Below are 21,949 nucleotides of genomic sequence, written 5' to 3' on the forward strand. Positions count from 1 at the left end.
ATTTACCGTCGGTTACCAGCAGGCCGGCCGGGGATTCGGGAATCCGCGGGCCGCGGGGTTAATTCTCCGCACCCGCGGCGAGCCCTCGGCGGCCCCGGGGTGACCGAGGTGAGCCGCTCCTGAGCCCGCGAAAGACCGTTTTCTCTCGCACACTTGATCCCCCACTCTTGAATAAAAGACAAGAAGAACGCCGAGTTGCGATCCGGTTGAACGCAGCACGGCTCATCCGCCGTACTTCTGGAAAAGGTGAGAGCCAGGTTTCCAGCGAGGGATGGCCATGGGCAGGGCGCACGTCTCCACACACCAGTTGGTCGCCGGCCGGTACCGGCTGCTCGAGATCATCCAGCGCGAGACCAACCGCATCTGCTGGTACGCGGAGGACCTCGGGGCCGGCGAGGTCTCCCGTCCGTGTCTCGTCACGCAGATCGGGCTTCCGGACGACGCGTACGAGACCGAACGCCGGGCCGCCGGCCGCCTGCTGCGCACGTCGGAACGCATGGCGCTGCTGTGCCCCGGCCGGATCGCCACCGTCGTCGACGCCGTCGAGGAGGCCGGCACCCTGTGGACCGTCAACGAGTGGATCGACGGCAGCCCGCTCGGCGAACTCCTTTCGGAGCAGGGCACGTTCAACTACGTGCGGGCCGCCCGTGTCGGCCTCGAGCTGCTCGACGTGCTGGACGCCGCGCACGCCGAGGGCATCACACACGGCGAGCTCAGCCCCGGCCAGGTGTTCGTACGCGAGGACCATTCGGTGGTCGTCACCGGCTACGGCCTGGTCGGCGCGACTCTCGCGCCCCGGCTCACGGCGCCCGCGTTCGCCTCCCCGGAACAGGCCCGCGACGAGCACATCGGGCCCACGGCCGATCTGTGGGCGCTCGGCGCGATCCTCTACACGATGGTCGAGGGCCGCCCGCCCTTCCGCGACCGGGGCCGGCCGGAGAACACCCTGAAGGGCGTCGACCGGCTGCCGCTGCGTACACCGGTGCGCGCCGGGCCGCTCACCCAGGTCGTGCAGGGGCTGCTCCGCAAGGACGCGCGGGAGCGGCTGAACCGCCCGGTGGTCCGGGAGGCGCTGACCCGCGCGCTCAGCGAGAACCCGGAGGCGGCCGTGGGGTCGGTGCCCGTGCCGCGGCTGCGCGGCGCGTACGCCGCGATGCGGCCGGGGGGTCCGGCGTGGAGCAGACGGACCATGGTCGCCGGGACCACCCTGGCCGTGGTCACGGTCGCGGTCGCCGTGCTCGCCGCGACCCAGGGGCTGCCCGGCAGCGACTCCGGCAGCGACGCGGCGGAGTCCCCGGCCCGGCCACCGGCCTCCGCCGCCTCGCCGGGCGAGGGCACCGGCGGCGGCAGCCCCGAGCCGTCCGGACCGCCCAGGACCGGCTCCCCCTCCCCCACGCCCTCTCCGTCGTCCCCCGGTCCCACGCCCACGCCCACGCCTACGCCGACGCCGTCCGCACCGGCCACGGCCCTGCCGCCCGGTTTCCACACCTACCACGCGCCGGAGGGCTTCTCCGTCGCGCTCCCCGAGGGCTGGGAGCGGCTGGACACCGATCGCCAGGGCGATCTGAGGTACCGCGTGGTCTTCGGTGCCGAAGGTGACGACCGCACGCTGGCCGTCACCTACAGCGAACGCGTGGGCCCCGACCCCGTGGCCGTGTGGCGGGACGACGTGGAACCCCACCTGGAGCGGTCCGGCGGCTACCGGCGGATCGGCGAGATCCGCGCGACGACGTACCAGGGGCGCGAGGCCGCCGACATGGAGTGGACGGCGGACGTCGACGGCACCCGGGTGCACACCTTCGGCCGGGGCTTCCTGCTGGGCGGGGGCCGGAGCTTCTCGCTGCGCTGGACGACCCCGGACGCCGACTGGGAGGACGAGGCGAACCAGGAGGCGTTGCGGGCGTTCCTGAAGACGTTCCGGCCGGGCTCAGACTGAGCCGCGCGGGGCGCGCAGAGAGGTGAGCGGGCTGGGTTTGAAGGGCTGCGTGCGCCAGCTCGCGGTGAGCGTACGGTCCGCGAGGGAGCAGGCCAGCTCGAGGCGGTGCGGGGTCTCCAGGAACGCCACCTCCACGGCCAGCGTGCCGGAGTCCGTCCAGCCGCCGCTCACGGCGGTCGGGAGCGGCTCCTCCGCCACCGCCCAGCGCCCCGCTCCGATCCGCATGTCCAGCCGGTTCTCGCCCTCGGTGAGCCCGAGCGTCCAGCCGTCCGCGTCCGGTACGAGCCCGGCCGACAGGGCGGGACCGTCCTCTTCGGAGGACCTGAACTCGGCTGCCGCCCATTCCTCCGCCCGTTCCGGCGGCGCCGCCCTGCCCGGGGCGGGCGGCAGCGCGAGCCCGGCGAGGCGCTCCCGCAGGGCCTCGTCCGCGGACTCGCGGCCGGGCAGCGGCTCGGGGCCGAAGGCGGGCAGCAGGTGCTGCCAGACCAGGTTCAGGACGTCCTGCATCCGTTCCGTCGCCGCGGTCATCGCGATCACCGCGTCCTGCTCGGGCAGCACCAGGCAGAACTGGCCGTACGCACCGTCACCCCGGTAGCCGTGCCGGGACATCCAGAACTGGTAGCCGTACCCCTGGTCCCAGTCCTGCCGGTCGGCGTCTCCCATGGCTCCGGCGGTGGGTATGTGCGGACGCGTGGCCCGGGCCACCCACCCTTCGGGCAGCAGCCGCTCGCCCTCCCAGACCCCGTCGCGCAGGTACAGCTCGCCGAGCCGGGCGACGGCGTCGGTGGTGGCGTGCAGACCGCTGAAGCCGATCTCGCGGCCGGTCCGGCCCCGCTGCCAGAACACCTCGCCGATGCCCAGCGGATCCAGCAGCCGCGGGCGCAGATACGCGGTGAGCGACTGCCCGGTCACGCGCTGGACGATCGCGGCGAGGGTGTAGGTGGTGGGCTGGTTGTAGGCGAAGACGGTGCCGGGGTCGCGATCCGGCGGCAGCAGCAGGAACCCGCGCACGGGCTCCTCCCGGTCCAGAGCGAAGACCTCATCGACGGTCTCCCGCTCGTGGCCGCTCGACATGGACGCCACGTGCCGGACGAGCATGGCCCGGCTGCGCGGGTCGGTGATATCGGCTTCGAACTCCGGGAAGTACGAGATCACCGGAGCGTCGAAGTCGAGCAGCCCCTCGGCTTCGGCCAGTGCGGCGGCGGTCCCGGTGAAGCTCTTGCTGAGCGAGTACAGCAGATGGGGGCGGTCGGGGGTGTACGGTGCCCACCAGCCGGAGGCCACCAGCCGGCCGTGCCGCATGATCATCAGGCTGTGCGGCTCGATCTCCGGGGCCGCTTCGAGGGCGTCGAGGAAGGCGTGGACGCCGGAGGCGTCGACGCCCTGGGAGGCGGGGCTGCCCGCGGGCAGGGCGGAGGCACTCATGGGGGCATCCTGCCCCGTCGCCGGACCTTGATCGAGCAGTTTTCCCGCCCCCTGTCAGGGGACTCGGCGGTTATGGTGCAAATCGGATACACGATGATGACCGAGCAGGCCGGCCCCCGAGAGCTCGTCGACCATGTGGTGCGGGCCGAGGAGGCGGGCTTCGACTTCTCGGTGACCTCCGACCACTACTTCCCGTGGCTGCGCTCGCAGGGTCACTCGCCCTACGCGTGGGCGGTGCTCGGTGCGGCCGCCCAGGCCACGTCACGTATCCCGCTGATGACGTACGTGACGTGCCCGACGTTCCGCTACCACCCGGCGGTGGTGGCGCAGAAGGCGGCGACGGTCCAGTTGCTGTCCGAGGGGCGGTTCCGGCTGGGACTCGGCTCCGGCGAGAACCTCAACGAGCACGTGGTGGGCGGCGGCTGGCCGTCCGTCGACGTGCGGCACGAGATGTTCGAGGAGGCCGTGGAGATCATCCGCGCCCTCTTCAAGGGCGGCCACGTCAACCGTCGCGGCACGCACTTCGACGTGGAGTCGGCCCGGCTGTGGGACCTGCCGGACGAGGCGCCGCCCATCGGCATCGCCGTCTCCGGGGAGCAGTCGTGCGAGCTGGCGGGCCGGCTGGGCGATCTGGTGATCGCCACGGAGCCCAAGGCGGGGCTGCTGGAGGCGTTCGACCGGCACGGCGGCGAGGGCAAGCCCCGCGTGGGCCAGCTGCCGGTCTGCTACGACCCCGACCGGGACACGGCTGTCAAGCGCGCCCACTCCCAGTTCCGCTGGTTCGGCAGCGGCTGGAAGGTCAACTCGGAACTGCCGCACCCGGATTCCTTCGAGGCGGCGACCCAGTTCGTCACGCCCGACGACGTCGCCGACGCGATCCCGTGCGGTGACGACCCGGACGCCTTCGTCGAGGCCGTGCGCCCGTACGCCGAGGCCGGTTTCACCGAGGTCGCCCTGGTCCAGATCGGTGGCGAGTCGCAGCCGGCGTATCTGGACTGGTCGGAGAAGACCCTGCTGCCCGCCCTGCGCGACGCGTTCGGCTGAGCCCCCGGGCCTGCGCAGACCGTGAACGGCGAGGCCGGCGGGTGCCGATAGGCTGCCGTCCGCACAGCGTGCAGTCAGATCCGCCCCGCCTCGCCCCAAGGAGAGTCGTGACCGTCGCCCTCACCCCGCCCGAGACGTCCCCCGCGCCGTCGGCGCCCGTCTCCGAGCCGATCGCGCGGGACGCGCGGGAGTTCGGGGCGTACGCCCGGACCGGAGGGTGGGCCTTCGGGCTGAAGGTGGCGCGCAGCGTGCGGCCCGGCGGGCAGGGAGCGGACGAGACGCCGAAGGTGTCGGCGAAGGAGTTCGCGGAACTCGCCGGGTGCTCCCCGGAGCGGGTCATGCGCTACTACAAGGCGTGGGACCGGGCGGCCGACGACGGGCTGGTCCCGCACTTCGAGGCGCTGACGCCGGGTCAGGACGTGGAACTGCCGGACGCCGACGTGTGGCTGGGCTACTACGTCTCCCGCTCCGGCGCCACGTCCGAGCGCGGCACCGCCATCGCCGAGGCCGCCCAGGCGGAGGGCATCCGGCCCACGAAGGCGCTGGAGGTCGCGGAGAACCCGACCGCTCTGCGCGCCGCGATCCTCGCCGACCCGGCAACCGCCCGCGCGGCCCGCCAGGCCCTGCTGGACCGGGTCCGGGAGGACCCGGGCCTCCAGTCCGAGCTGGCCCGTGACGTCGTGCGCACCGACGAGCTGAAGAAGGCCGTCGCCGACGAGAGCAGGGCGGCCGACCGGATCGGATACGTGCGCCAGATCGCCGAGTCGGGGCAGATCAGAACGCCCGCGGGGCAGACCGTGGACGCGCCGGCCGACCTCCGCCAGGAGGCCGAGCGGCACCTGTCGCTCATCGACGAACTGGACGAGGGCGAGGACGCCGGCGAGTGGGCCGCCGAGGCGTACGACACCATGAAGTCCCTGGTCGTCGAGACCGTCGAGACCGACCCGGGCCTGCGGGTGCGGGAGCGGCGCACGAAGTTCTACAGCAGCCTCCAGAGGGCGACCAAGGTGTTCGAGGAGCTGACCTTCGACGACGCCGGGGAGTTCTACGAGGACGACATGGTCCAGCGTCTGGAGGAGCTCCAGCGGGCCGTGGCCGTGTGCATCGAGTCCCTGCGCGGTGCCCGCGGGAATCACCCGGAGAGCTGAGCATCTTGTGCGTGTGGGGGGTACTAGAGGGCTCTACGTCGGTTGGTTCCTCCCGGAGGCCCTTTCGTGAACTCCTTCGTGCACAAGACCCTGGTGGTGCAGCTCCAGGCGGGTGACACGGACCGTTTCTCCGTGCTCGCCCACCTGAGCTACGACGCCGCGGACCCGTTCGCCGTCACCGTCGTCTTCAGCCACGACGGCCGTGTCCTCGCCCGCTGGCAGCTGGACCGCGAGATGCTCGGTGAGGCGCTGCGGCGTCCGGTCGGAGTGGGGGACGTGCGGATGCGTCCCGAGTCGCACGGCATGTGGCAGGAGCTGCGCCTGGAGTTCCTCGGTGACGCCCGTCCGGACGGGGGCCGGCACCACGCGGTGGTGTTCGCCTGGGCCCCGGCGTTCGCGGCGTTCCTGCGGGAGACGCACGAGGTGGTCCCGCCGGGCCGCGAGGACGTCCGCGTCGACGACTTCCTGGCGGACGTCATCGCGGGGGGCTGACCCGGGGACGAGCCGAGCAGCCGTACTCATGCCGCGGCCGTCACTTCGACGTGTGGCGGTGCCGGGTCCACAGAGGCAGGGCGAACCAGCACAGCAGGTACCAGCCGACGACGCCGGCGACGAGGTAGGGCACGAAGCCGTCGTGCGTCGCCACGCGCAGGATCAGCAGCAGTGAGGCGGTTGTCGTGGCGAGCAGCAGCACGAGGCCGAGCAGCGTCAGCCGGGAGGCAAGCCGCACCGCCTGGGGCTTGACGCGCCGCCCGGAGACCAGGCGGTGCAGGGACACCGGCCCGATGAGCGCCCCGGTCGCGCACGCGCCGAGGACGACCGTCACGAGGTAGATCAGCTGGTCCGTGTCGGTCAGGTCGTCGTACTTGTCGGTGAACACCACGGTGAGCAGAAAGCCGAACAGGATCTGTACGCCCATCTGGGCCACCCGGACCTCCTGGATGAGCTCCTGCCACATCCGGTCCGCTCTCTCCTCCTCCGTCTCGTTGCGCCCCCGGCGCCTGGGCGCGCCGTCTGCCGTGTCCGCCACTGTTCCTCCCCGGTGTGAGACGTGGTCCTTCTCTCACGCGGGTTCCCCGTAAGCGGCCGTCGTCCCGGCCCCGTACGGCGGTTTGAGCGATCAGCGGACGGTTACACGGACGGCGACTGACGCACAGCCCGAGGAGGTCGTGGACGCATGTCCGGTACGCAGCTCACCGTCACGCTCAGCGGCGGGGGTGCCGACGACGCACGAGCGGTCGTCCGGGCCCTGGAAGGCACGTTCGGGGCACCGGACGAGCTGCCCGCCGACGAGAACGCGACGGTGCACATGGCGACCTTCGACGGCGGCGCGGACGCGGGTCCCGCCGGGAGCACCGGGGCGGGCGCCGAGCGCCTTTCCGCCCCGGTGACCGTCACGGTGCAGGGCGCCCCGGAGGCGGTGCGGCGGGCGAGCGACACGCTCACCCGGGCCTTCACGACCCGCGACGACGGTGCCGCCTCCGGCGACCAGGAGCAGGAGAGGCAGCTGCTCCTGGTGCCGTGACGGGTCGGGGGACCTCTCCTACCAGCGGGATTCCACCTGGTCCTTGATCCGCCGGTCGTAGAGGTCGCGGATGGCCGACAGCGTCCGGCCGGACAGCTCCGGCAGGCGGGCGGCGGCCGCGTTGGCACGGGCCTGCTCGGGTGAGCGGGCGCCGGGGATCACGGTCGTGACACCGGGCTGGTCGATGATCCAGCGCAGGGCCAGCTGGGCCGGGGTGTACCCCTCGGGGGCGAGCGCGGAGAACTCGGCGGCCGCCTCGACGCCGGTGACGTAGTCGACGCCGGAGAAGGTCTCGCCCACGTCGAAGGACTCCCCGTGCCGGTTGTAGGTGCGGTGGTCGTTCTCGGGGAAGACGGTGTCCCGTGTGTACTTGCCCGACAGCAGGCCGGAGGCCAGCGGCACGCGGGCGATGATGCCGACACCCGCCTCGCGGGCGGCCGGGAGCACCTCGCGCAGGGGCTTCATGCGGAACGGGTTGAGGATGATCTGCACGCTGGCCACGTTCGGCCGGGCGATCGCGGTCAGTGCCTCCGCGCAGGTCTCGACGCTGACGCCGTACGCGGCGACGCGCTCCTCCTCGACCAAGGTGTCCAGGGCGTCGAACACCTCGTCCGTGGAGTAGACGGGCGTCGGCGGGCAGTGCAGCTGCACCAGGTCGATACGGTCGACGCCGAGGTTGCGCCGGGAGCGGTCGTTCCAGGCGCGGAAGTTGTCGAGCACGTAGTTCTCGGGGATCTGGTCGACCCGGCGGCCCATCTTGGTGGCGACCAGGACGTGCAGGTCCGGCCTGCCGCTGAGGAACGCGGCGATGGTCTGCTCGCTGCGGCCGTCGCCGTACACGTCGGCGGTGTCGAAGAAGGTCACCCCGGCCTCGGCCGCCGCCTCCAGTACCGCGAGGGCTTCCTTGTCGTCGACGTCTCCCCAGTCGGCACCCAGCTGCCACGTACCGAGACCGACGACGGAAGCGTGCTGGCCCGACCTGTCGAATGTGCGCTCGTCCATGGGCGTCAGTCTGTCATCCCTCACGGCCACGCGCGGAACATCTCGCTCCGGGCCGCCGACCCCGCCCCATTCACTCACACGAGTGAATAGAGTCGTCAGGGATACGTCACGTGTCAACGCGCCCCTAGCGTGGCTTCCCGTGACAACTGGTTCAGCGAGCAACTTCCCGTCGGACGAGGCGCGTTGGTCGCGCCGGGGCTTCCTCCTCACCGCGGCCGCGCTGGCCGCCGTGCCGGGACTGCCGGCGGATCCGGCCGCCGCTGCGGCGGAGTTGCCGGACTTCCCTGCGGACGTCGCGCTGTACCGCTCGGCGTACCGGAACTGGGTCGGCGAGATCACCGCCGACGGGATGTGGGCCTGCGCGCCGGGACGCCCCGACCAGGTGGCCGACGTCGTCAACTGGGCCTGGCGGCACGGGTGGCGGGTGCGTGCCCGGGGCGCCTCGCACGGCTGGTCACCCTTGACGGTGACGGAGGGGACGCCGCCGGGCGCACCCGTCCTCCTCGTCGACACCGCGCCCCACCTCACCGGCCTCGCCCTGGACTCGCCGACCGCCGTGCGGGCCGGCACCGGCGTGACCTTGGAGGCCCTGCTCACCTTCCTGGAGGAGAACGGCCTCGGGGTCACGGCGACTCCCGCCCCCGGTGTCCTCACCCTGGGCGGCGCCCTGGCGATCGACGCGCACGGCACCGCCGTGCCCGCACGGGGCGAGCGACGCCCGCCGGGGCACACGTACGGCTCGCTGAGCAACCTGATCCTGTCCCTGACGGCCGTGGTGTGGGACTCCCGGGCCGGCGCGTACGCGCTGCGCACGTTCCACCGGGACGAGGCGGACTGTGCCGCGCTGCTGACCCATCTCGGGCGGTCCCTGGTGACCGAGGTGGTCCTGCGGGTGGGTGCCGACACCGGCCTGCGGTGCGTGAGCCGTACGGACATCCCGGCCGGCGAGCTGTTCGCCGCGCCCGGCACCGGGGACGGGCGCCGCACGTTCGCGAGCTTCCTGGAGGAGGCCGGGCGGGTCGAGGCGATCTGGTTCGCCTTCACCGAGCACCCGTGGCTGAAGGTGTGGAGCGTCTCCCCCACCCGGCCGCTGACCTCGCGGCACGTGAGGCGGCCGTACAACTACCCGTTCTCCGACAACGTCCCGGCCCCGGTGGCGGAACTGGTGGGCCGGATGACGTCGGAGGCGGCCTGGTATCTGGCGCCGGTGCTCGGCACCGCGCAGTACGACGCGGCCGCGCTCGGGCTGGTGGCGACGCTGTCCGGCGACATCTGGGGGCCGTCCAAGAACACACTGCTGTATCTGAAGCCGACCACGCTGCGGGTCCACGCGAACGGCTATGCCGTGCTCACGTCCAGGGACCGGGTGCAGCGGGTCGTGGCCGAGTTCGCCGCGTTCTACCGGGAGCGGCTGACGGCGTACGCGGCCCGGGGCAGCTTCCCCGTCAACGGGTCGGTGGAGATCAGGGTGACCGGACTGGACGACCCCCGCGACTCCGGTGTGGCCGGGGCCCGTCCGCCGCTGCTGTCCGCGCTCCGGCCACGCGCGGACCACCCCGAGTGGGACACGGCGGTGTGGCTGGACATCCTGACGCTGCCGGGCACGCCGGGCGCGGAGGCGTTCCTGCGCGAGATCGAGCGGTTCCTGCTGCGCGCGTACGACGGCGGGTCCGCCCTGACCCGGGTGGAGTGGTCAAAGGGGTGGGCGTACACGGACGACGGGGTGTGGAGCGACCAGGAGGTACTGGGCACGGTGGTGCCGGCCGCGGTCGGCACGGCCGAGTGGGCCGAGGCGGACGCGGCACTGGACCGGCTGGACCCGCACCACGTCTACGGCAACACCTTCCTGGACCGGCTGTTCGGGCAGGACGCCAAGGCGTGAGCCACGCCTGAGGTTCGCCGGCCGCGGAGACGGCGGGCCAACCGCCGACACACCCGGCCCTCACGCATCGGCCGGACCGCCGAATCGCGTCAGTTTCGCGGCGTGACGCGCACCACGGGCAGCGGACGGCACGGGGAGAAACATCCGCCACAGCACGTCTCGCGGGCGGAACTTTCCCTTCCGCAGTGGCCCGGGCACCTCTCACGGCAAGATCACCTTCGTTCAACCTTGCATGACATAAGGGGAATTGCCCGAATCGCAGCCAACCCGCTCGCGGGGATTTCTCCCGGTACGGGACGGGCCGATAGGCATGCGGGGTCATCACCCGAACGAACTCAGGAGGTCCGGATGCCGGAACTCAGCCGTCGCCGTGCGCTCACCGCCGCGGCCGTCGTCGCCACGACCGCGGGGACGGGGACATGGTCGGCAAGCGCCCCGGCCACGGCCGCCGGGCACCACGACTCCCCCGAGACCTTCGACGAGGTCTACAAGGGCCGCCGGATACAGGGCCGGCCCGCCGCCGGTCACCACCACCACGGTGCTGGATACGCGGTGTTCGTCGACGGTGTGGAACTGCACGTGATGCGCAACGCCGACGGCACCTGGATCAGCGTCGTCAGCCACTACGACCCGGTGGCCACCCCGCGCGCCGCCGCCCGCGCCGCCGTGGACGAGCTCCAGGGCGCGCCACTGCTGCCCTTCCCCGCCAACTGATCCGCCCCGGAAAGCACTGGAGCACCCGCACATGACCGTCCGCAAGAACCAGTCCGCCCTGACCCCCGACGAGAAGCGGCGTTTCGTCGCCGCCCTCCTGGAATTGAAGCGCAGCGGCCGCTACGACGAATTCGTCACGACGCACAACGCGTTCATCGTCTCCGACACCGACGACGGCGAGCGGACGGGACACCGCTCACCGTCCTTCCTGCCCTGGCACCGAAGATTCCTGCTGGAGTTCGAGCGGGCGTTGCAGTCGGTGGACCCGTCGGTGGCCCTGCCGTACTGGGACTGGAGCGTCGACCGTTCGCCGCGCGCCTCGCTGTAGGCGCCGGACTTCCTCGGCGGCACCGGGCGCGAGCGGGACGGCCGGGTGACGGACGGTCCGTTCTCCGCGTCCGCCGGGAACTGGCCGATCAACGTGCGGGTCGACGGCCGTACGTTCCTGCGGCGCTCCCTCGGCGCCGGGGGACGCGGACTGCCGACGCCGTCCGAGGTCGAGTCGGTGCTGTCGATGCCCACGTACGACATGGCGCCCTGGAACAGCGCCTCGGACGGTTTCCGCAACCACCTCGAAGGGTGGCGGGGCGTCAATCTGCACAACCGCGTCCACGTCTGGGTCGGCGGGCAGATGGCCACCGGGGTCTCCCCCAACGACCCGGTGTTCTGGCTGCACCACGCGTTCATCGACAAGCTGTGGGCCGAGTGGCAGCGGCGGCACCCCGACTCCGGCTATCTGCCGGCCTCGGGCACGCCGAACGTGATCGACCTGCGCGAGACGATGCGGCCGTGGCACGACACGAGCCCGGCGGACCTGCTGGACCACACGGCGCACTACACGTTCGACGCCTGACCCTGCGGCCTGGACCGTCCGGCCGCCACCGTCCGGTCAGACGGTCTCGGCCGCGCGGCACTCCGGGTGGCCCCAGCCGCTGTCGTTCTTGGCGATGGACTCACCGGCCGCGTAGGAGCGGCCGCACTGGCAGCGGCCGGGGAACTTGGCCTTGATGGTGCGCGAGGACCCCTTCGACGGCGAGGCCTTCGCGGTGCGGGCCGAGCCGCCGCGCGACCGGGAGCGCGGGGCCTTGGCCGGCGCGTCCGGCGCGGGCGGCGGCTCGGGGGAGCCCAGGCCGCTGCCCGCGGGCTCCTGGACGGTGGCGGCCTGGCTGGCGGCGCGGTCGGCGAAGTCGTTGAGCCGGTCGCCGTCGACCTGGTGGGCGGGCACGTAGCGGAACTCGACCGAGCGGCCGTCCAGAAGCTCGTCGATGCGCACGACGAGGTCCTGGTTGGCGATCGGCTTCCCGCCGGACGTCTTCCAGCCGTTGCGCTTCCAGCCGGGCAGCCAGGTGGTGACGGCCTTCATCGCGTACTGCGAGTCCATCCGGATCTCGAGCGGCACACCAGGGTCGGTCGCGGCCAGCAGGCGCTCCAGCGCGGTGAGTTCCGCGACGTTGTTGGTGGCCCTGCCGAGCGGACCCGCCTCCCAGCGCACCGGGCTCTCGGAAGCGTCGGCGACGACCCAGGCCCAGCCCGCGGGCCCGGGATTTCCTTTCGAAGCCCCGTCACACGCGGCCACAACACGTTCACGCATGGCCCCGATCATGCCATGGCCGCGTGGGCCGTCCGGCCGGAGGTCTCAGCTCACGTCGGTCATCTTCGGCATCTCACCCTCGGTCCTGGTGATGTCGATGACCGAGAAATTGGCGCCCTGCGGGTCGCTGAGGGCCGCGAACCGGCCGAACGGGGTGTCCATGGGCCCGAACCGCAGGACGCCGCCGAGCTTGGTGGCCTTGGCGACGGCGTCGTCGCAGTCCTCGACGGCGAAGTAGACGTTGATGTACGGCGGCACCTCGGGCGGGAAGTCGTCCGTCATCTTCATCCGCCCCAGCACGCTGCGGTCGCCGAGGTCGTAGATCCGGAAGTCCATCGCCTCGTCCCCCATCTCCTTCTGCTTGTAGGAGAAGACGGCGGGGAAGAACGCGTCGGACTTGGCGGGCTCGCGGGTGAAGACCTCCGCCCAGGTGTAGGCACCCGGTTCGGCCGTCGTGTCGAAGCCCTCGTGGGTGCCCGCCTGCCAGACGCCGAAGACGACACCGCCGGGGTCGCGGGCCAGGCACATCGTGCCGAAGTCACCGACCTGCATCGGCTCCATCAGCACCTCGCCGCCGTTGTCACGGATCCGGGCGGCCGTGGCGGCGGCGTCCCGGGCCGCGAAGTACAGGCACCACTGCGACTGGCCCTCCTGGCCGGGCATGGGCGGGACGACGGCGGCGACCGCCTTGCCGTTCGAGTAAGCCTCGGTGTAGTTGCCGAACTCCGTCGACGCCTCGGCGAAGGTCCAGCCGAGGACGTCTCCGTAGAAGCTCTTGGCCCCTTCGAGGTCGCTGAACATCGCGTCGGCCCAGCACGGGGTACCTTCAGGTTGCACGGCCATGACCACGGCCCTTCCGAATGAGCGGATAGTCCGTTTCCTCACGCTAGTCACCCGCGGACCGACCCGCGCGCCGAACGGGCGGTTCCGGCGCAGACTGGGCAGGGGCCTTCGTGAGGACCGGGAGCGGCGGGATGGCGGACGGGACGATGCGCGCGTGGTCGGTGGTGCGGCCGGGCCCGGTCGAGGAGGGGTCTCTGCGGCTGGTCGAGAAGCCGGTGCCGGTGCCCGCGCACGACGAGCTGCTGGTGCGGGTGCGCGCCTGCGGTGTGTGCCGCACCGACCTGCACGTGGCGGAGGGCGACCTGCCCGTGCACCGGATGGGTGTCACGCCCGGTCACGAGGTCGTCGGCGTGGTGGCCGGGGCGGGCGCGGCGGTGCGCGGCTTCGCGGTGGGTGACCGGGTCGGTGTGGCCTGGCTGCGCCGGACCGACGGCAGCTGCACGTACTGCGCGCGCGGCGCGGAGAACCTGTGTCCCCGCTCCGAGTACACGGGCTGGTACGCCGACGGCGGTTACGCGGAGTACACGACGGTGCCGGCGGCGTTCGCCCACCGGCTGCCGGACGGCGTGCCGGACGTGGCCCTGGCTCCCCTCCTGTGCGCGGGCATCATCGGCCACCGGGCGCTGCGCCGGGCCGGGCTGCCGCCCGGCGGACGGCTCGGGTTGTACGGCTTCGGGGGCAGCGCCCATCTGTGCGCGCAGGTGGCGCTCGCCGAGGGCGCCACCGTGCACGTCATGACGCGCGGTGCGGCCGCCCGGCGGCTGGCGCTGGAGCTGGGCGCGGCCTCCGCGCAGGACGCGTACGCCAGGCCGCCGGAGCCGCTGGACAGCGCGATCCTGTTCGCCCCCGCCGGCGAACTGGTCCCGGTCGCCCTGCGCGCCCTGGACCGCGGGGGCGTCCTGGCCGTCGCCGGCATCCACCTCACCGACACGCCTCCACTGCACTACGAGACCGAGCTCTTCTACGAGAAGGAGCTGCGCAGCGTCGCCTCCAGCACGCGCGAGGACGGCCGCGAGTTCCTGACCCTCGCGGCGAGGTACGGCGTGCGCGCGACCACGCATCCGTATCCGCTGTCGCGGGCCGTGGCGGCGCTCGCGGATCTCAAGGCCGGGCGGTTCGACGGGGCGGCGGTGCTGGTGAACGACTTGTCGTGAAGTGTCTTCCCCTCGGGGTCCGGCTGTGCTTGCCTGGTGAGCCGTTTCACCGGCCCGGGGCGGGGGTTGCCGTATGCGCAGACCGTGGATCGTGGGGGTGCTGGTGGCGGGGTTGCTGCTCGGCGCGTGCGGCGATCCGTCGTCCGGGCCCGGGACTCCCCCGCCGTCCGCCCCGGACGTGTCCGCGACCACACATCAGCGGGCCCCCGCCTCCCCCAGCGCACGGACCCCCGGGAGAGCGCCCACCGTGCTGTACCTCGGCGACTCGCTCGCCATGGAGAACCACGAGGTCCTCGGCCAGGAACTGCGCCGGGACCTGCGCGCCGAGTACACGAGCGCCCCCTACTCGGGCACCACCCTGTGCGACTACCTGGAGGGCACGGCCGAGCGGTCCCTCGTCCCGGCCCGGGACAAGGCGGCCGCCCTGGTGCGGTCGCTGCGTCCGGACTTCGTGGTGTTGCAGTTCTGGGGCAACGCCTGGGACTTCACCTGGTGCATGGACGGGATCACGTACGACGGTTCGCGGGAGCGGTACTTCGAGCGGTACGAGGCCGACGCGCGCAGGCTCGTCGAGCAGATCGCGACGGCCGGCGGCTCCCGCCGGCCGCGGATCGTGTGGGTGCTCCAGGGCCCGGATCCGATCACGCCCGACCGGGTGCGGCGGGTGAACGGACTGTACGAGCGGCTGGCCGCCACGTCGGGCGGCATCGTCGCCGACGCCGGGAGAACGGTGAGTCCGGGGTCGGACCGCTACGTCTGGACGCAGTACCTTCCGTGCACCGACTTCGAGCGTGCCCATCCCGACTACTGCACTCAGCCGTCCCGCGACCGGACGGCCCTGCACCGGGACGACGACTACCTGCACTTCTGCCTGGCGCCCACGACGTCCACGCCGAAGCCCTGCCCGGTCCGCTCCCCCGGCATCCTGCGCATCGCCCGGGAGATCACGAAAACCGTTCGCCAGTCGGCGAGTTGACCGCTCCTGGAGTCCTCCGAGACGGAGAAGCCGCCGAGGTGCGCGGCGTCTTCCACGATGCCGAGGATCCTGGCCGAGTCCCGGTAGGGGCGGAAGGGGTTTCCGCCCCTGTCCGGGGGCGCGTCACTCGCCGGCGTACGCCTTGTCCAGGGCCGCGATGTCGAACTTGCTCATGGCCATGAACGCCTGGGTCACGCGGGCCGCCTTCGCCGGGTCCGGGTCGGTGATCATGGCGTCGAGCCGGTCGGGGACGACCTGCCAGGACACGCCGTACCGGTCCTTGAGCCAGCCGCAGGGGCCGGGTTCGCCGCCGTTCTCGGTGAGCTTGGTCCAGTAGTGGTCGATCTCCTCCTGGTTCTCACAGAAGATCATGAAGGAGACCGCCTCGGTGAACTTGAACTCGGGGCCGCCGTTGAGTCCGAGGAACCTGTGGCCGTTGGCCGTGAACTCGACGGTCATCACGCTGCCCGCGGGCTGGGGCGCGCCCTCGGGGTAGCGGGCGATCTTTCCGATGCTGGAGTTCTTGAAGACCGAGACGTAGAAGTGGGCGGCCTCCTCGGCCTGGCCGTCGAACCAGAGACACGTGGTGAAACCGTCGGATGCCATGAGTACCTCCTGGGGCGTGGATCGCTGTCATCTGTGTCGACCGGTCCACGCCGGGAAACTCATCGGCCGGACGACCGGAATTCTCGGCGGGGCGGCGTCCCGGTCCCCCCTAGCATCGCGGTCATGACGACGTCCACGCACTCCGACAGCGGCATCCGGCCCTTCCGCCTCGCCGTACCGCAGAGCGACCTCGACGACCTCCACGACCGGCTCGACCGGACCCGCTGGCCGGACGAACTGCCCGGCACGGGATGGGCGTACGGCGTGCCGACGGCGTATCTGCGCGAGCTGGTCCGGTACTGGCGGCACGAGTACGACTGGCGGGCCGCCGAGGCGCGGCTGAACGAGTGGCCGCAGTTCACGACCACCGTCGACGGCGCGACCGTCCACTTCGCCCACGTCCGGTCCCCCGAGCCGGAGGCCACGCCACTGATCATCACCCACGGCTGGCCCGGCTCGATCGTGGAGTTCCTCGACGTGGTCGGCCCGCTGTCCGATCCCGTCGCGCACGGGGGTGATCCCGCCGACGCGTTCCACGTGGTGGTGCCGAGCATCCCGGGGTTCGGGCTGTCCGGGCCGACGCGGGAGACGGGCTGGGAGGGCGGCCGGGTCGCCGACGCGTGGGCCGAGCTGATGCGGCGGCTCGGCTACGAACGGTTCGGCGCGCAGGGCGGCGACTGGGGTGCGGCGATCACCCGCGAACTGGGGCGGGCCCATCCCGACCGCGTGCTCGGTGTACATCTCAACCTGCTGCCGGGCAGCCAGCAGGCCACCGAGCCGACGCCGGAGGAGCTGGACGCGCTCGGCCCCGAGGAGCGCGAGCGCGCCCTCACCTCGTGGCGGCGCTGGCGCGACCACACCAGCGAGGGCACGGGGTACGCCGTGCTCCAGTCGACCCGGCCGCAGACCCTGGCGTACGCGCTCACCGACTCACCCGTCGGCCAACTCGCCTGGATCGTCGAGAAGTTCCGGGAGTGGTCGGACTCGGACGAGCTGCCGGAGGAGGCGGTCGACCGGGATCGGCTGCTCACCAACGTGATGCTGTACTGGCTGACCGGGACGGCGGGTTCGTCCGCCCGGATCTACTACGAGCGGGCGCACGCCACGGGCCGCGCCGCCCGGCCCGCCGAGCCGTCGGTCGCGCCGACGGCACTCGCCCTCTTCCCGGCCGAACCGCAGCTCCCCCTGCGGCACAAGGCGGAGCGCACCGAGAACCTCGTGCGCTGGACGGAGTTCGACCGCGGCGGGCACTTCGCGGCGATGGAGGAACCCGACCTGCTGGTCGGCGACGTGCGGGCGTTCTTCCGGGAGTTGCGCGCGAAGGGCTGAGACGGCCGTACGGGCGCGGGCTCTGCCGGGAGCGGATCTGCCGAGGGCAGAGAATCCGTCCCCGGGCATCGTCCGAGGTCAAGAGTGGAGTCGACGGCACATCCGCGGCCCGTCCGCGGCCTTCCTGCCACGACGAGGAGAACCGATGACTCCACTCACGACACTCGCCCCGCGGGCGGAGGAGGGCGACACCCCTCCGACCCGGTTCGACGACCATCTGGCCGCCCAGCTGCTCGCACAGCGCATCGTGCTGCTGGGCACGCAGGTGGACGAGGTCTCCGCGAACCGGGTCTGCGCCCAGTTGCTGATCCTCTCCGCGGAGGACCCGCGCACCGACATCAGCCTGTACATCAACAGCCCCGGTGGGGGGGTGCACGCGGGGCTCGCCATCTACGACACGATGCGGCTCATCCCGAACGACGTCTCGACCCTGGCGATGGGCTTCGCGGCCAGCATGGGCCAGTTCCTGCTCAGCGTCGGCGCGCCGGGCAAGCGCTACGCCCTGCCGAACGCGCGGATCATGATGCACCAGCCGTCGGCGGGCATCGGCGGCACCACCGCCGACATCGAGATCCAGGCGGAGAACCTGGAGTTCACCAAGCGGACCATCGAGCGGATCACCGCCGAGCACACCGGCCAGAGCCCGGAGACGATCTCCCGGGACGGCGACCGGGACCGGTGGTTCACGGCCGAGGAGGCCAGGGAGTACGGGATGGTGGACCGGGTCGTGGAATCCCTCGCGGACGTCCGCCCGGCCACGACGCGACGCAAGATGGGGCTGCAGTGATGGGGAGCTACACGATTCCGAACGTCATCGAGCGGACCCCGCAGGGCGAGCGGTCCTTCGACGTCTTCAGCCGGCTGCTCAACGAGCGGATCATCTTCCTCGGCACCGAGATCGACGACGGCGTCGCCAACGTCGTCATCGCACAGCTCCTGCATCTGGAGTCGTCGGCGCCGGAGAGCGAGATCTCGGTCTACATCAACTCCCCCGGCGGCTCGTTCACCTCCCTGATGGCCATCTACGACACGATGTCCTACGTGAGGACGCCGATCTCGACGTGCTGCGTCGGACAGGCGGCCTCCACCGCGGCCGTGCTGCTGGCCGGCGGGGACCCCGGGCGGCGGTTCGTGCTGGAGCACGCGCGGGTGCTGCTCGGCCAGCCGGCGACGGGCGGGCAGCGCGGCATGGTCTCCGACCTGGCGCTCCAGGCCAAGGAGATGGTGCGGATCCGCTCCCAGGTGGAGGAGGTGCTGTCCCGGCACACCCACCACGACGTGGCGACCCTGCGAGCCGACATGGACCGCGACAAGGTGTTCACCGCGCAGGAGGCGGTGGGCTACGGGCTCGCCGACGAGGTGCTCAGCCGGCGTCTCGTGCGGGTCTGAGGCGCCGGCCGGCCCACCGGGCTCAGGCTGCCATGCACAGTCCGTCGTACGACGAGGTGGACGCCCCGCGGCGACTGCCGCCCGTGTACCGGGAGGTGACGCGGGTCAGTTCGCCCTGCGCCCTCGACAGCAGGTCGCCGAGGCTCAGTCCGAGGGCGTGGGCGGCGGCCGCGAGGACCTCCGAGGAGGCCTCCTTGCGGCCGCGCTCCACCTCCGACAGGTACGGCATGGAGATCCGTGCCTCGTCGGCGACGTCCTTCAAGGTGCGCTCCTGCGCGAGGCGTTCGCGCCGCAGCACGTCACCGACCAGGTCGCGCCACAGGGGCTCCTTCGGGGCGGGGGCCGGCGGTCCGTGGCGTGGCGGAGCGGTGGCCGGACGGGCGGCCTGGGGGCGCGCGCCGGACGGGCGCAGGGGGATGACGCGGGCTTCGTTCGGCACGTGGTTGCTCACTTCTCCAGCCTAGGAGCCGTGGTCGCCAGGGGAAGGGGGCGGCGTTCCGCTCTGGGTGGAATCGCCGAACGGGCCGTACGCCGGGCGGCGTTGGGCGACCGTGGCTCCGCCCGCCGCTCGCGGGAAAAGCTCCCTCTCCGCGATTTTCCGCCGCTCGGCGGATCGCCGCGCATGTGTAGCACGGAACCGGGTACCCGCAACCCGGAAGCACCTAGGCAGATGTCCACCGTGACGCTCATGGGGAGAGGTAATGGAGACCGCCGTGATCCGGTCGCAGGCACAGGTCGTCGAAGAGAACGCGGAGGCCGGCACGGGTGACGGAGCGCTGCCGGGAGTCGTGGACCCGCGCTCCGTGGCTCCGCGGGACGCCAGGGAGCTGTCCCGTCAGTTCTTCCAGCGCCTGACGGAACTCGAAGAGGGCACGCACGAGTACCAGTACGCGCGCAACACGCTGATCGAGATGAACATGTCGCTCGTGCGGTTCGCGGCCGGCCGGTTCCGGGGCCGCGGCGACGACATGGAGGACATCGTCCAGACCGGCATGATCGGTCTGATCAAGGCCATCGACCGGTTCGAACTGTCGCGCGAGGTCGAGTTCACCTCCTTCGCACTGCCGTACATCGTCGGTGAGATCAAGCGGTTCTTCCGGGACACGACGTGGGCGGTGCACGTACCGCGGCGGCTTCAGGAACTGCGCGTGGAGCTGGCCAAGGCCCGCGAGGAACTCGCCAGCCGGCTGGACCGCGAGCCCACGGTCACCGAGCTGGCCACCCTGATGAACATCTCCGAGAAGGAGGTCGTCGAGGGACAGATCGCCGCCAACGGGTACAACTCGTCGTCGCTGGACGCCGCGCTCACCGGCGACGGTCCGGAGGGCGGCGAGGCGGTGCTGGCCGACTTCATCGGCGTGGAGGAGGACGGGCTGCGGCTCGTCGAGGACTTCCACTCGCTGGCCCCGCTGATGGCGGAGCTCAGCGAGCGCGACCGGCAGATCCTCCACATGCGGTTCGTGGAGGAGGCCACCCAGGCGGAGATCGGGGAGCGGCTGGGCTGCTCGCAGATGCACGTCTCCCGCCTGATCAAGCGGATCATCACGCGACTGCGCGAGGGCATGCTGGGCGAGCTCGGCTGCGCCTGACGCGGCCGGCGGACCAGCGGGTGCCGTCCCCACATGCGGGAGTGGGACGGCACCCGCCGCTGTCCCGGCTCCGTGGATCCGCGGCTCCGGACGGCTCATCCGCCGGTGGACGGCTCAGTCATCGGTGCCGTCGGTGAGCGGCAGCACGGCGCGTACCCGCTTGCCCACCGGCACCCGCTCCACGCTGACCTGCTCCGCGAGCGCGTGGACGATCTCCAGGCCGTGCCGCCCGACGCGCTCGGGGTTGCGCGGGAAGATGCGGGGCAGTGCGGAGCTGCTGTCGTAGACCGACACCGTCACCGCGGTGTCCGTGCCGACGAGCTCCAGGATGTACGGCCCGTTGCTGTGCCGGTCGGCGTTGGTGACCAGCTCGCTCACGACGAGCTGCACCGCCCCGCAGGCCCGGTCGTCGATGCGCGCGCACCACTCGGTCCTGAGCTGGTCGAGAAAGAGCGCGGCGAAGGACCGCGCCTCGGCGATGCAGCCCTGCTCGCCGGTGTAGTGTGCCGCCCGCCTCAGCGGTTCCACGGGCACGTCGAAACCAGTCGGTATCACTGCCCCGTCCAGGTGGTCGATCATTGGTTTCTCTCTGGGAAGCCGGACTGGCCGGACGCTCTGCACAGTGCTCGTACCCCGAGCCGGGCTTCGCAGTCCTGACAGGTCTTCGGCCCGTCCGGTGCCCCGGGCATTGTCCCCTGTCCGTGGGGCACCCGGTAGGAACCGGGTCCGGCGTCCGGCGCCGGGGACGGTCATCGCGGTACGGGCCCGCCCGGGGAGGTCGTGCGATGAACGAGCTGAGGGCGGCACGGAGCCTGACGACCCTGCCGGTGGTCACCCTGGGCGGCGACGTCGTGGCCCAGGTCAAGGACACCCTCTTCGACACTGCCGCCGGGCGGGTCACCGGCTTCACGCTCAGCGGCCGGGGACTGCTGTCGGGCCCGCTGAAGCAGAGCCTGCCCTGGACGGCCGTGCACTCGCTGGGCCACGACGCGGTCATGATCGTCGACGCCGGTGCCCTGGCGGAGACGACCGTCGCGGTGGCCCGCCGGGAGGCCCAGCAGGGCCGGGTGCTGCACGCGAAGGTGCTGACCGACGAGGGCGCCGAGGTGGGCACGGTCCTCGACGTGGTCGTCGAGGGCGGCACCAGCGGCCGGGTCGTGGGCTTCCGGATCGCCGCGGGCAAGGGGCTCGCCCAGGGCTCCGGGCGGCGCCGGCACCGGGTGTACGTGCCGCGGGGCGAGACGCTCACGGTCACCGGCCGGGCACTGGTGATCCCGGCGGACGCCACCCGCTACGTGGCCGACGACCTGCCGGCCTTCGCCGCCCGGGTCGGGGCCTTCCACGCTGGCCGGAAGGGGACGCCGCCGTGATGCTGTTCTCGCAGGCCCGGGGGCTGCCGGTCCTGACGCTGACCGAGTCGGACGAGATCGGAGTCCTGAAATCCCTGACGGTCGACGCCCCGGCCGGTGTGGTCACCCACGTCCGGGTGCGCCGCAGGCACTCCCGCAAGGAGTCCGTGCTGGCCTGGGGCGCCCTGCACGCCGTCGGCCCGGACGCCGTGCTCGTCCGCTCGGCCGCCGCCCCGTCCGAGGTGCCGCCGCACCACGAGCTGCCGGGCCTGAGGATCCTCACCGAGACGGGCGACGGGCTCGGTACGGTCCAGGACGTCGTGTTCGAACCGGAGACCGGCCGTATCGAGGCGATCCGCACCGCCCACGGCGACCTGCCGGCTGATCACCTGCTCGGTCTCGGCGACTACGCTCTGGTGGTCCGTGCCAGTGCCGGGTGAGCCGGGC

General features: G+C 72.1%; 23 protein-coding genes and 1 pseudogene. 16 read left to right on the forward strand and 8 right to left on the reverse strand.

Going from position 1 to position 21,949, the window contains the following annotated elements:
- The first annotated feature begins 277 nt into the window (after window positions 1-277).
- Window positions 278-1,936: a serine/threonine protein kinase gene (locus tag SCNRRL3882_RS02260; RefSeq protein WP_010033175.1), complete on the forward strand. Its 1,659-nt coding sequence runs from the start codon at window positions 278-280 to the stop codon at window positions 1,934-1,936.
- Here SCNRRL3882_RS02260 and SCNRRL3882_RS02265 read toward each other — a convergent pair.
- Window positions 1,928-3,361 (reverse strand): serine hydrolase domain-containing protein, encoded by a 1,434-nt coding sequence (locus tag SCNRRL3882_RS02265; RefSeq protein WP_010033164.1) that lies wholly within the window; start codon window positions 3,359-3,361, stop codon window positions 1,928-1,930. The two genes, SCNRRL3882_RS02260 and SCNRRL3882_RS02265, sit on opposite strands and share 9 nt — an antisense overlap.
- A gap of 72 nt (window positions 3,362-3,433) precedes the next feature.
- On the opposite strand from SCNRRL3882_RS02265, the gene SCNRRL3882_RS02270 reads away from it, so the two are divergent.
- The 3 genes from SCNRRL3882_RS02270 (at window position 3,434) to SCNRRL3882_RS02280 (ending at window position 6,045) form a co-directional block, all read left to right on the forward strand.
- Window positions 3,434-4,405, forward strand: coding sequence for an LLM class F420-dependent oxidoreductase (locus SCNRRL3882_RS02270; RefSeq protein WP_010033163.1), 972 nt, complete (start codon window positions 3,434-3,436; stop codon window positions 4,403-4,405).
- A gap of 107 nt (window positions 4,406-4,512) precedes the next feature.
- Window positions 4,513-5,553 (forward strand): hypothetical protein, encoded by a 1,041-nt coding sequence (locus SCNRRL3882_RS02275; protein ID WP_010033162.1) that lies wholly within the window; start codon window positions 4,513-4,515, stop codon window positions 5,551-5,553.
- Between the two features lie 66 nt (window positions 5,554-5,619).
- Window positions 5,620-6,045: an SsgA family sporulation/cell division regulator gene (locus SCNRRL3882_RS02280; protein ID WP_010033161.1), complete on the forward strand. Its 426-nt coding sequence runs from the start codon at window positions 5,620-5,622 to the stop codon at window positions 6,043-6,045.
- Between the two features lie 40 nt (window positions 6,046-6,085).
- Here SCNRRL3882_RS02280 and SCNRRL3882_RS02285 read toward each other — a convergent pair whose 3' ends face one another.
- A complete protein-coding gene (locus SCNRRL3882_RS02285; RefSeq protein ID WP_010033160.1) occupies window positions 6,086-6,511 on the reverse strand; it encodes a DUF6328 family protein in 426 nt (141 codons plus the stop codon).
- Between the two features lie 219 nt (window positions 6,512-6,730).
- Between SCNRRL3882_RS02285 and SCNRRL3882_RS02290 the strand changes: the two genes are divergently transcribed.
- Window positions 6,731-7,078: a hypothetical protein gene (locus SCNRRL3882_RS02290; protein ID WP_010033159.1), complete on the forward strand. Its 348-nt coding sequence runs from the start codon at window positions 6,731-6,733 to the stop codon at window positions 7,076-7,078.
- Window positions 7,079-7,096: 18 nt separating this feature from the next.
- Here SCNRRL3882_RS02290 and SCNRRL3882_RS02295 read toward each other — a convergent pair whose 3' ends face one another.
- The gene (locus SCNRRL3882_RS02295; protein ID WP_010033158.1) at window positions 7,097-8,080 is read right to left on the reverse strand and encodes an aldo/keto reductase; all 984 of its coding nucleotides are present in this window, start codon (window positions 8,078-8,080) and stop codon (window positions 7,097-7,099) included.
- A gap of 139 nt (window positions 8,081-8,219) precedes the next feature.
- On the opposite strand from SCNRRL3882_RS02295, the gene SCNRRL3882_RS02300 reads away from it, so the two are divergent.
- From SCNRRL3882_RS02300 to melC2, 3 genes and pseudogenes are all read left to right on the forward strand, one after another.
- Window positions 8,220-9,962: a cholesterol oxidase substrate-binding domain-containing protein gene (locus SCNRRL3882_RS02300; RefSeq protein WP_029180713.1), complete on the forward strand. Its 1,743-nt coding sequence runs from the start codon at window positions 8,220-8,222 to the stop codon at window positions 9,960-9,962.
- 348 nt (window positions 9,963-10,310) lie between these two features.
- The gene (melC1, locus tag SCNRRL3882_RS02305; RefSeq protein WP_010033152.1) at window positions 10,311-10,676 is read left to right on the forward strand and encodes an apotyrosinase chaperone MelC1; all 366 of its coding nucleotides are present in this window, start codon (window positions 10,311-10,313) and stop codon (window positions 10,674-10,676) included.
- A 31-nt stretch (window positions 10,677-10,707) separates the two neighbouring features.
- Window positions 10,708-11,529: pseudogene (gene melC2 / locus SCNRRL3882_RS02310) on the forward strand (tyrosinase MelC2).
- A gap of 36 nt (window positions 11,530-11,565) precedes the next feature.
- On the opposite strand, the gene SCNRRL3882_RS02315 reads toward melC2, so the two are convergent.
- Both SCNRRL3882_RS02315 and SCNRRL3882_RS02320 read right to left on the reverse strand, forming a co-directional pair.
- The gene (locus tag SCNRRL3882_RS02315) at window positions 11,566-12,279 is read right to left on the reverse strand and encodes a ribonuclease H family protein (RefSeq protein WP_029180712.1); all 714 of its coding nucleotides are present in this window, start codon (window positions 12,277-12,279) and stop codon (window positions 11,566-11,568) included.
- A gap of 33 nt (window positions 12,280-12,312) precedes the next feature.
- Entirely contained in the window at window positions 12,313-13,110 is a 798-nt protein-coding gene (locus SCNRRL3882_RS02320) for a VOC family protein (RefSeq protein ID WP_029180711.1), read from the reverse strand.
- A 146-nt stretch (window positions 13,111-13,256) separates the two neighbouring features.
- On the opposite strand from SCNRRL3882_RS02320, the gene SCNRRL3882_RS02325 reads away from it, so the two are divergent.
- Window positions 13,257-14,264: a zinc-binding alcohol dehydrogenase family protein gene (locus SCNRRL3882_RS02325; RefSeq protein WP_029180710.1), complete on the forward strand. Its 1,008-nt coding sequence runs from the start codon at window positions 13,257-13,259 to the stop codon at window positions 14,262-14,264.
- A gap of 73 nt (window positions 14,265-14,337) precedes the next feature.
- Entirely contained in the window at window positions 14,338-15,240 is a 903-nt protein-coding gene (locus SCNRRL3882_RS02330) for an SGNH/GDSL hydrolase family protein (RefSeq protein WP_029180709.1), read from the forward strand.
- 123 nt (window positions 15,241-15,363) lie between these two features.
- Here SCNRRL3882_RS02330 and SCNRRL3882_RS02335 read toward each other — a convergent pair whose 3' ends face one another.
- A complete protein-coding gene (locus SCNRRL3882_RS02335; protein WP_010033139.1) occupies window positions 15,364-15,846 on the reverse strand; it encodes a VOC family protein in 483 nt (160 codons plus the stop codon).
- Between the two features lie 123 nt (window positions 15,847-15,969).
- Between SCNRRL3882_RS02335 and SCNRRL3882_RS02340 the strand changes: the two genes are divergently transcribed.
- The 3 genes from SCNRRL3882_RS02340 to SCNRRL3882_RS02350 all read left to right on the forward strand — a co-directional run bounded on the left by SCNRRL3882_RS02340 (window position 15,970) and on the right by SCNRRL3882_RS02350 (window position 18,564).
- The gene (locus SCNRRL3882_RS02340) at window positions 15,970-17,175 is read left to right on the forward strand and encodes an epoxide hydrolase family protein (RefSeq protein WP_010033136.1); all 1,206 of its coding nucleotides are present in this window, start codon (window positions 15,970-15,972) and stop codon (window positions 17,173-17,175) included.
- A 145-nt stretch (window positions 17,176-17,320) separates the two neighbouring features.
- Window positions 17,321-17,962 (forward strand): ATP-dependent Clp protease proteolytic subunit, encoded by a 642-nt coding sequence (locus SCNRRL3882_RS02345; protein WP_010033132.1) that lies wholly within the window; start codon window positions 17,321-17,323, stop codon window positions 17,960-17,962.
- Entirely contained in the window at window positions 17,962-18,564 is a 603-nt protein-coding gene (locus SCNRRL3882_RS02350; RefSeq protein WP_010033129.1) for a ClpP family protease, read from the forward strand. Before SCNRRL3882_RS02345 ends, SCNRRL3882_RS02350 begins: the two co-directional genes overlap by 1 nt.
- Before the next feature lie 22 nt (window positions 18,565-18,586).
- On the opposite strand, the gene SCNRRL3882_RS02355 is transcribed toward SCNRRL3882_RS02350, so the two are convergent.
- The gene (locus tag SCNRRL3882_RS02355) at window positions 18,587-19,015 is read right to left on the reverse strand and encodes a helix-turn-helix domain-containing protein (protein ID WP_029180708.1); all 429 of its coding nucleotides are present in this window, start codon (window positions 19,013-19,015) and stop codon (window positions 18,587-18,589) included.
- A 250-nt stretch (window positions 19,016-19,265) separates the two neighbouring features.
- Between SCNRRL3882_RS02355 and SCNRRL3882_RS02360 the strand changes: the two genes are divergently transcribed.
- Window positions 19,266-20,153: an RNA polymerase sigma factor SigF gene (locus tag SCNRRL3882_RS02360; protein WP_010033125.1), complete on the forward strand. Its 888-nt coding sequence runs from the start codon at window positions 19,266-19,268 to the stop codon at window positions 20,151-20,153.
- A gap of 114 nt (window positions 20,154-20,267) precedes the next feature.
- On the opposite strand, the gene SCNRRL3882_RS02365 is transcribed toward SCNRRL3882_RS02360, so the two are convergent.
- Window positions 20,268-20,732 (reverse strand): ATP-binding protein, encoded by a 465-nt coding sequence (locus tag SCNRRL3882_RS02365; protein WP_010033123.1) that lies wholly within the window; start codon window positions 20,730-20,732, stop codon window positions 20,268-20,270.
- A gap of 206 nt (window positions 20,733-20,938) precedes the next feature.
- Here SCNRRL3882_RS02365 and SCNRRL3882_RS02370 point away from each other — a divergent pair, with 206 nt between their 5' ends.
- Both SCNRRL3882_RS02370 and SCNRRL3882_RS02375 read left to right on the forward strand, forming a co-directional pair.
- The gene (locus SCNRRL3882_RS02370; protein ID WP_010033120.1) at window positions 20,939-21,523 is read left to right on the forward strand and encodes a PRC-barrel domain-containing protein; all 585 of its coding nucleotides are present in this window, start codon (window positions 20,939-20,941) and stop codon (window positions 21,521-21,523) included.
- Window positions 21,520-21,942, forward strand: a complete 423-nt coding sequence (locus tag SCNRRL3882_RS02375; protein WP_010033118.1) for a PRC-barrel domain-containing protein — start codon at window positions 21,520-21,522, stop codon at window positions 21,940-21,942. The genes SCNRRL3882_RS02370 and SCNRRL3882_RS02375 overlap by 4 nt, the downstream gene beginning before the upstream one ends.
- Window positions 21,943-21,949 lie beyond the last annotated feature (7 nt).

The organism is Streptomyces chartreusis NRRL 3882, from assembly GCF_900236475.1.
Taxonomy (GTDB): domain Bacteria; phylum Actinomycetota; class Actinomycetes; order Streptomycetales; family Streptomycetaceae; genus Streptomyces; species Streptomyces chartreusis_D.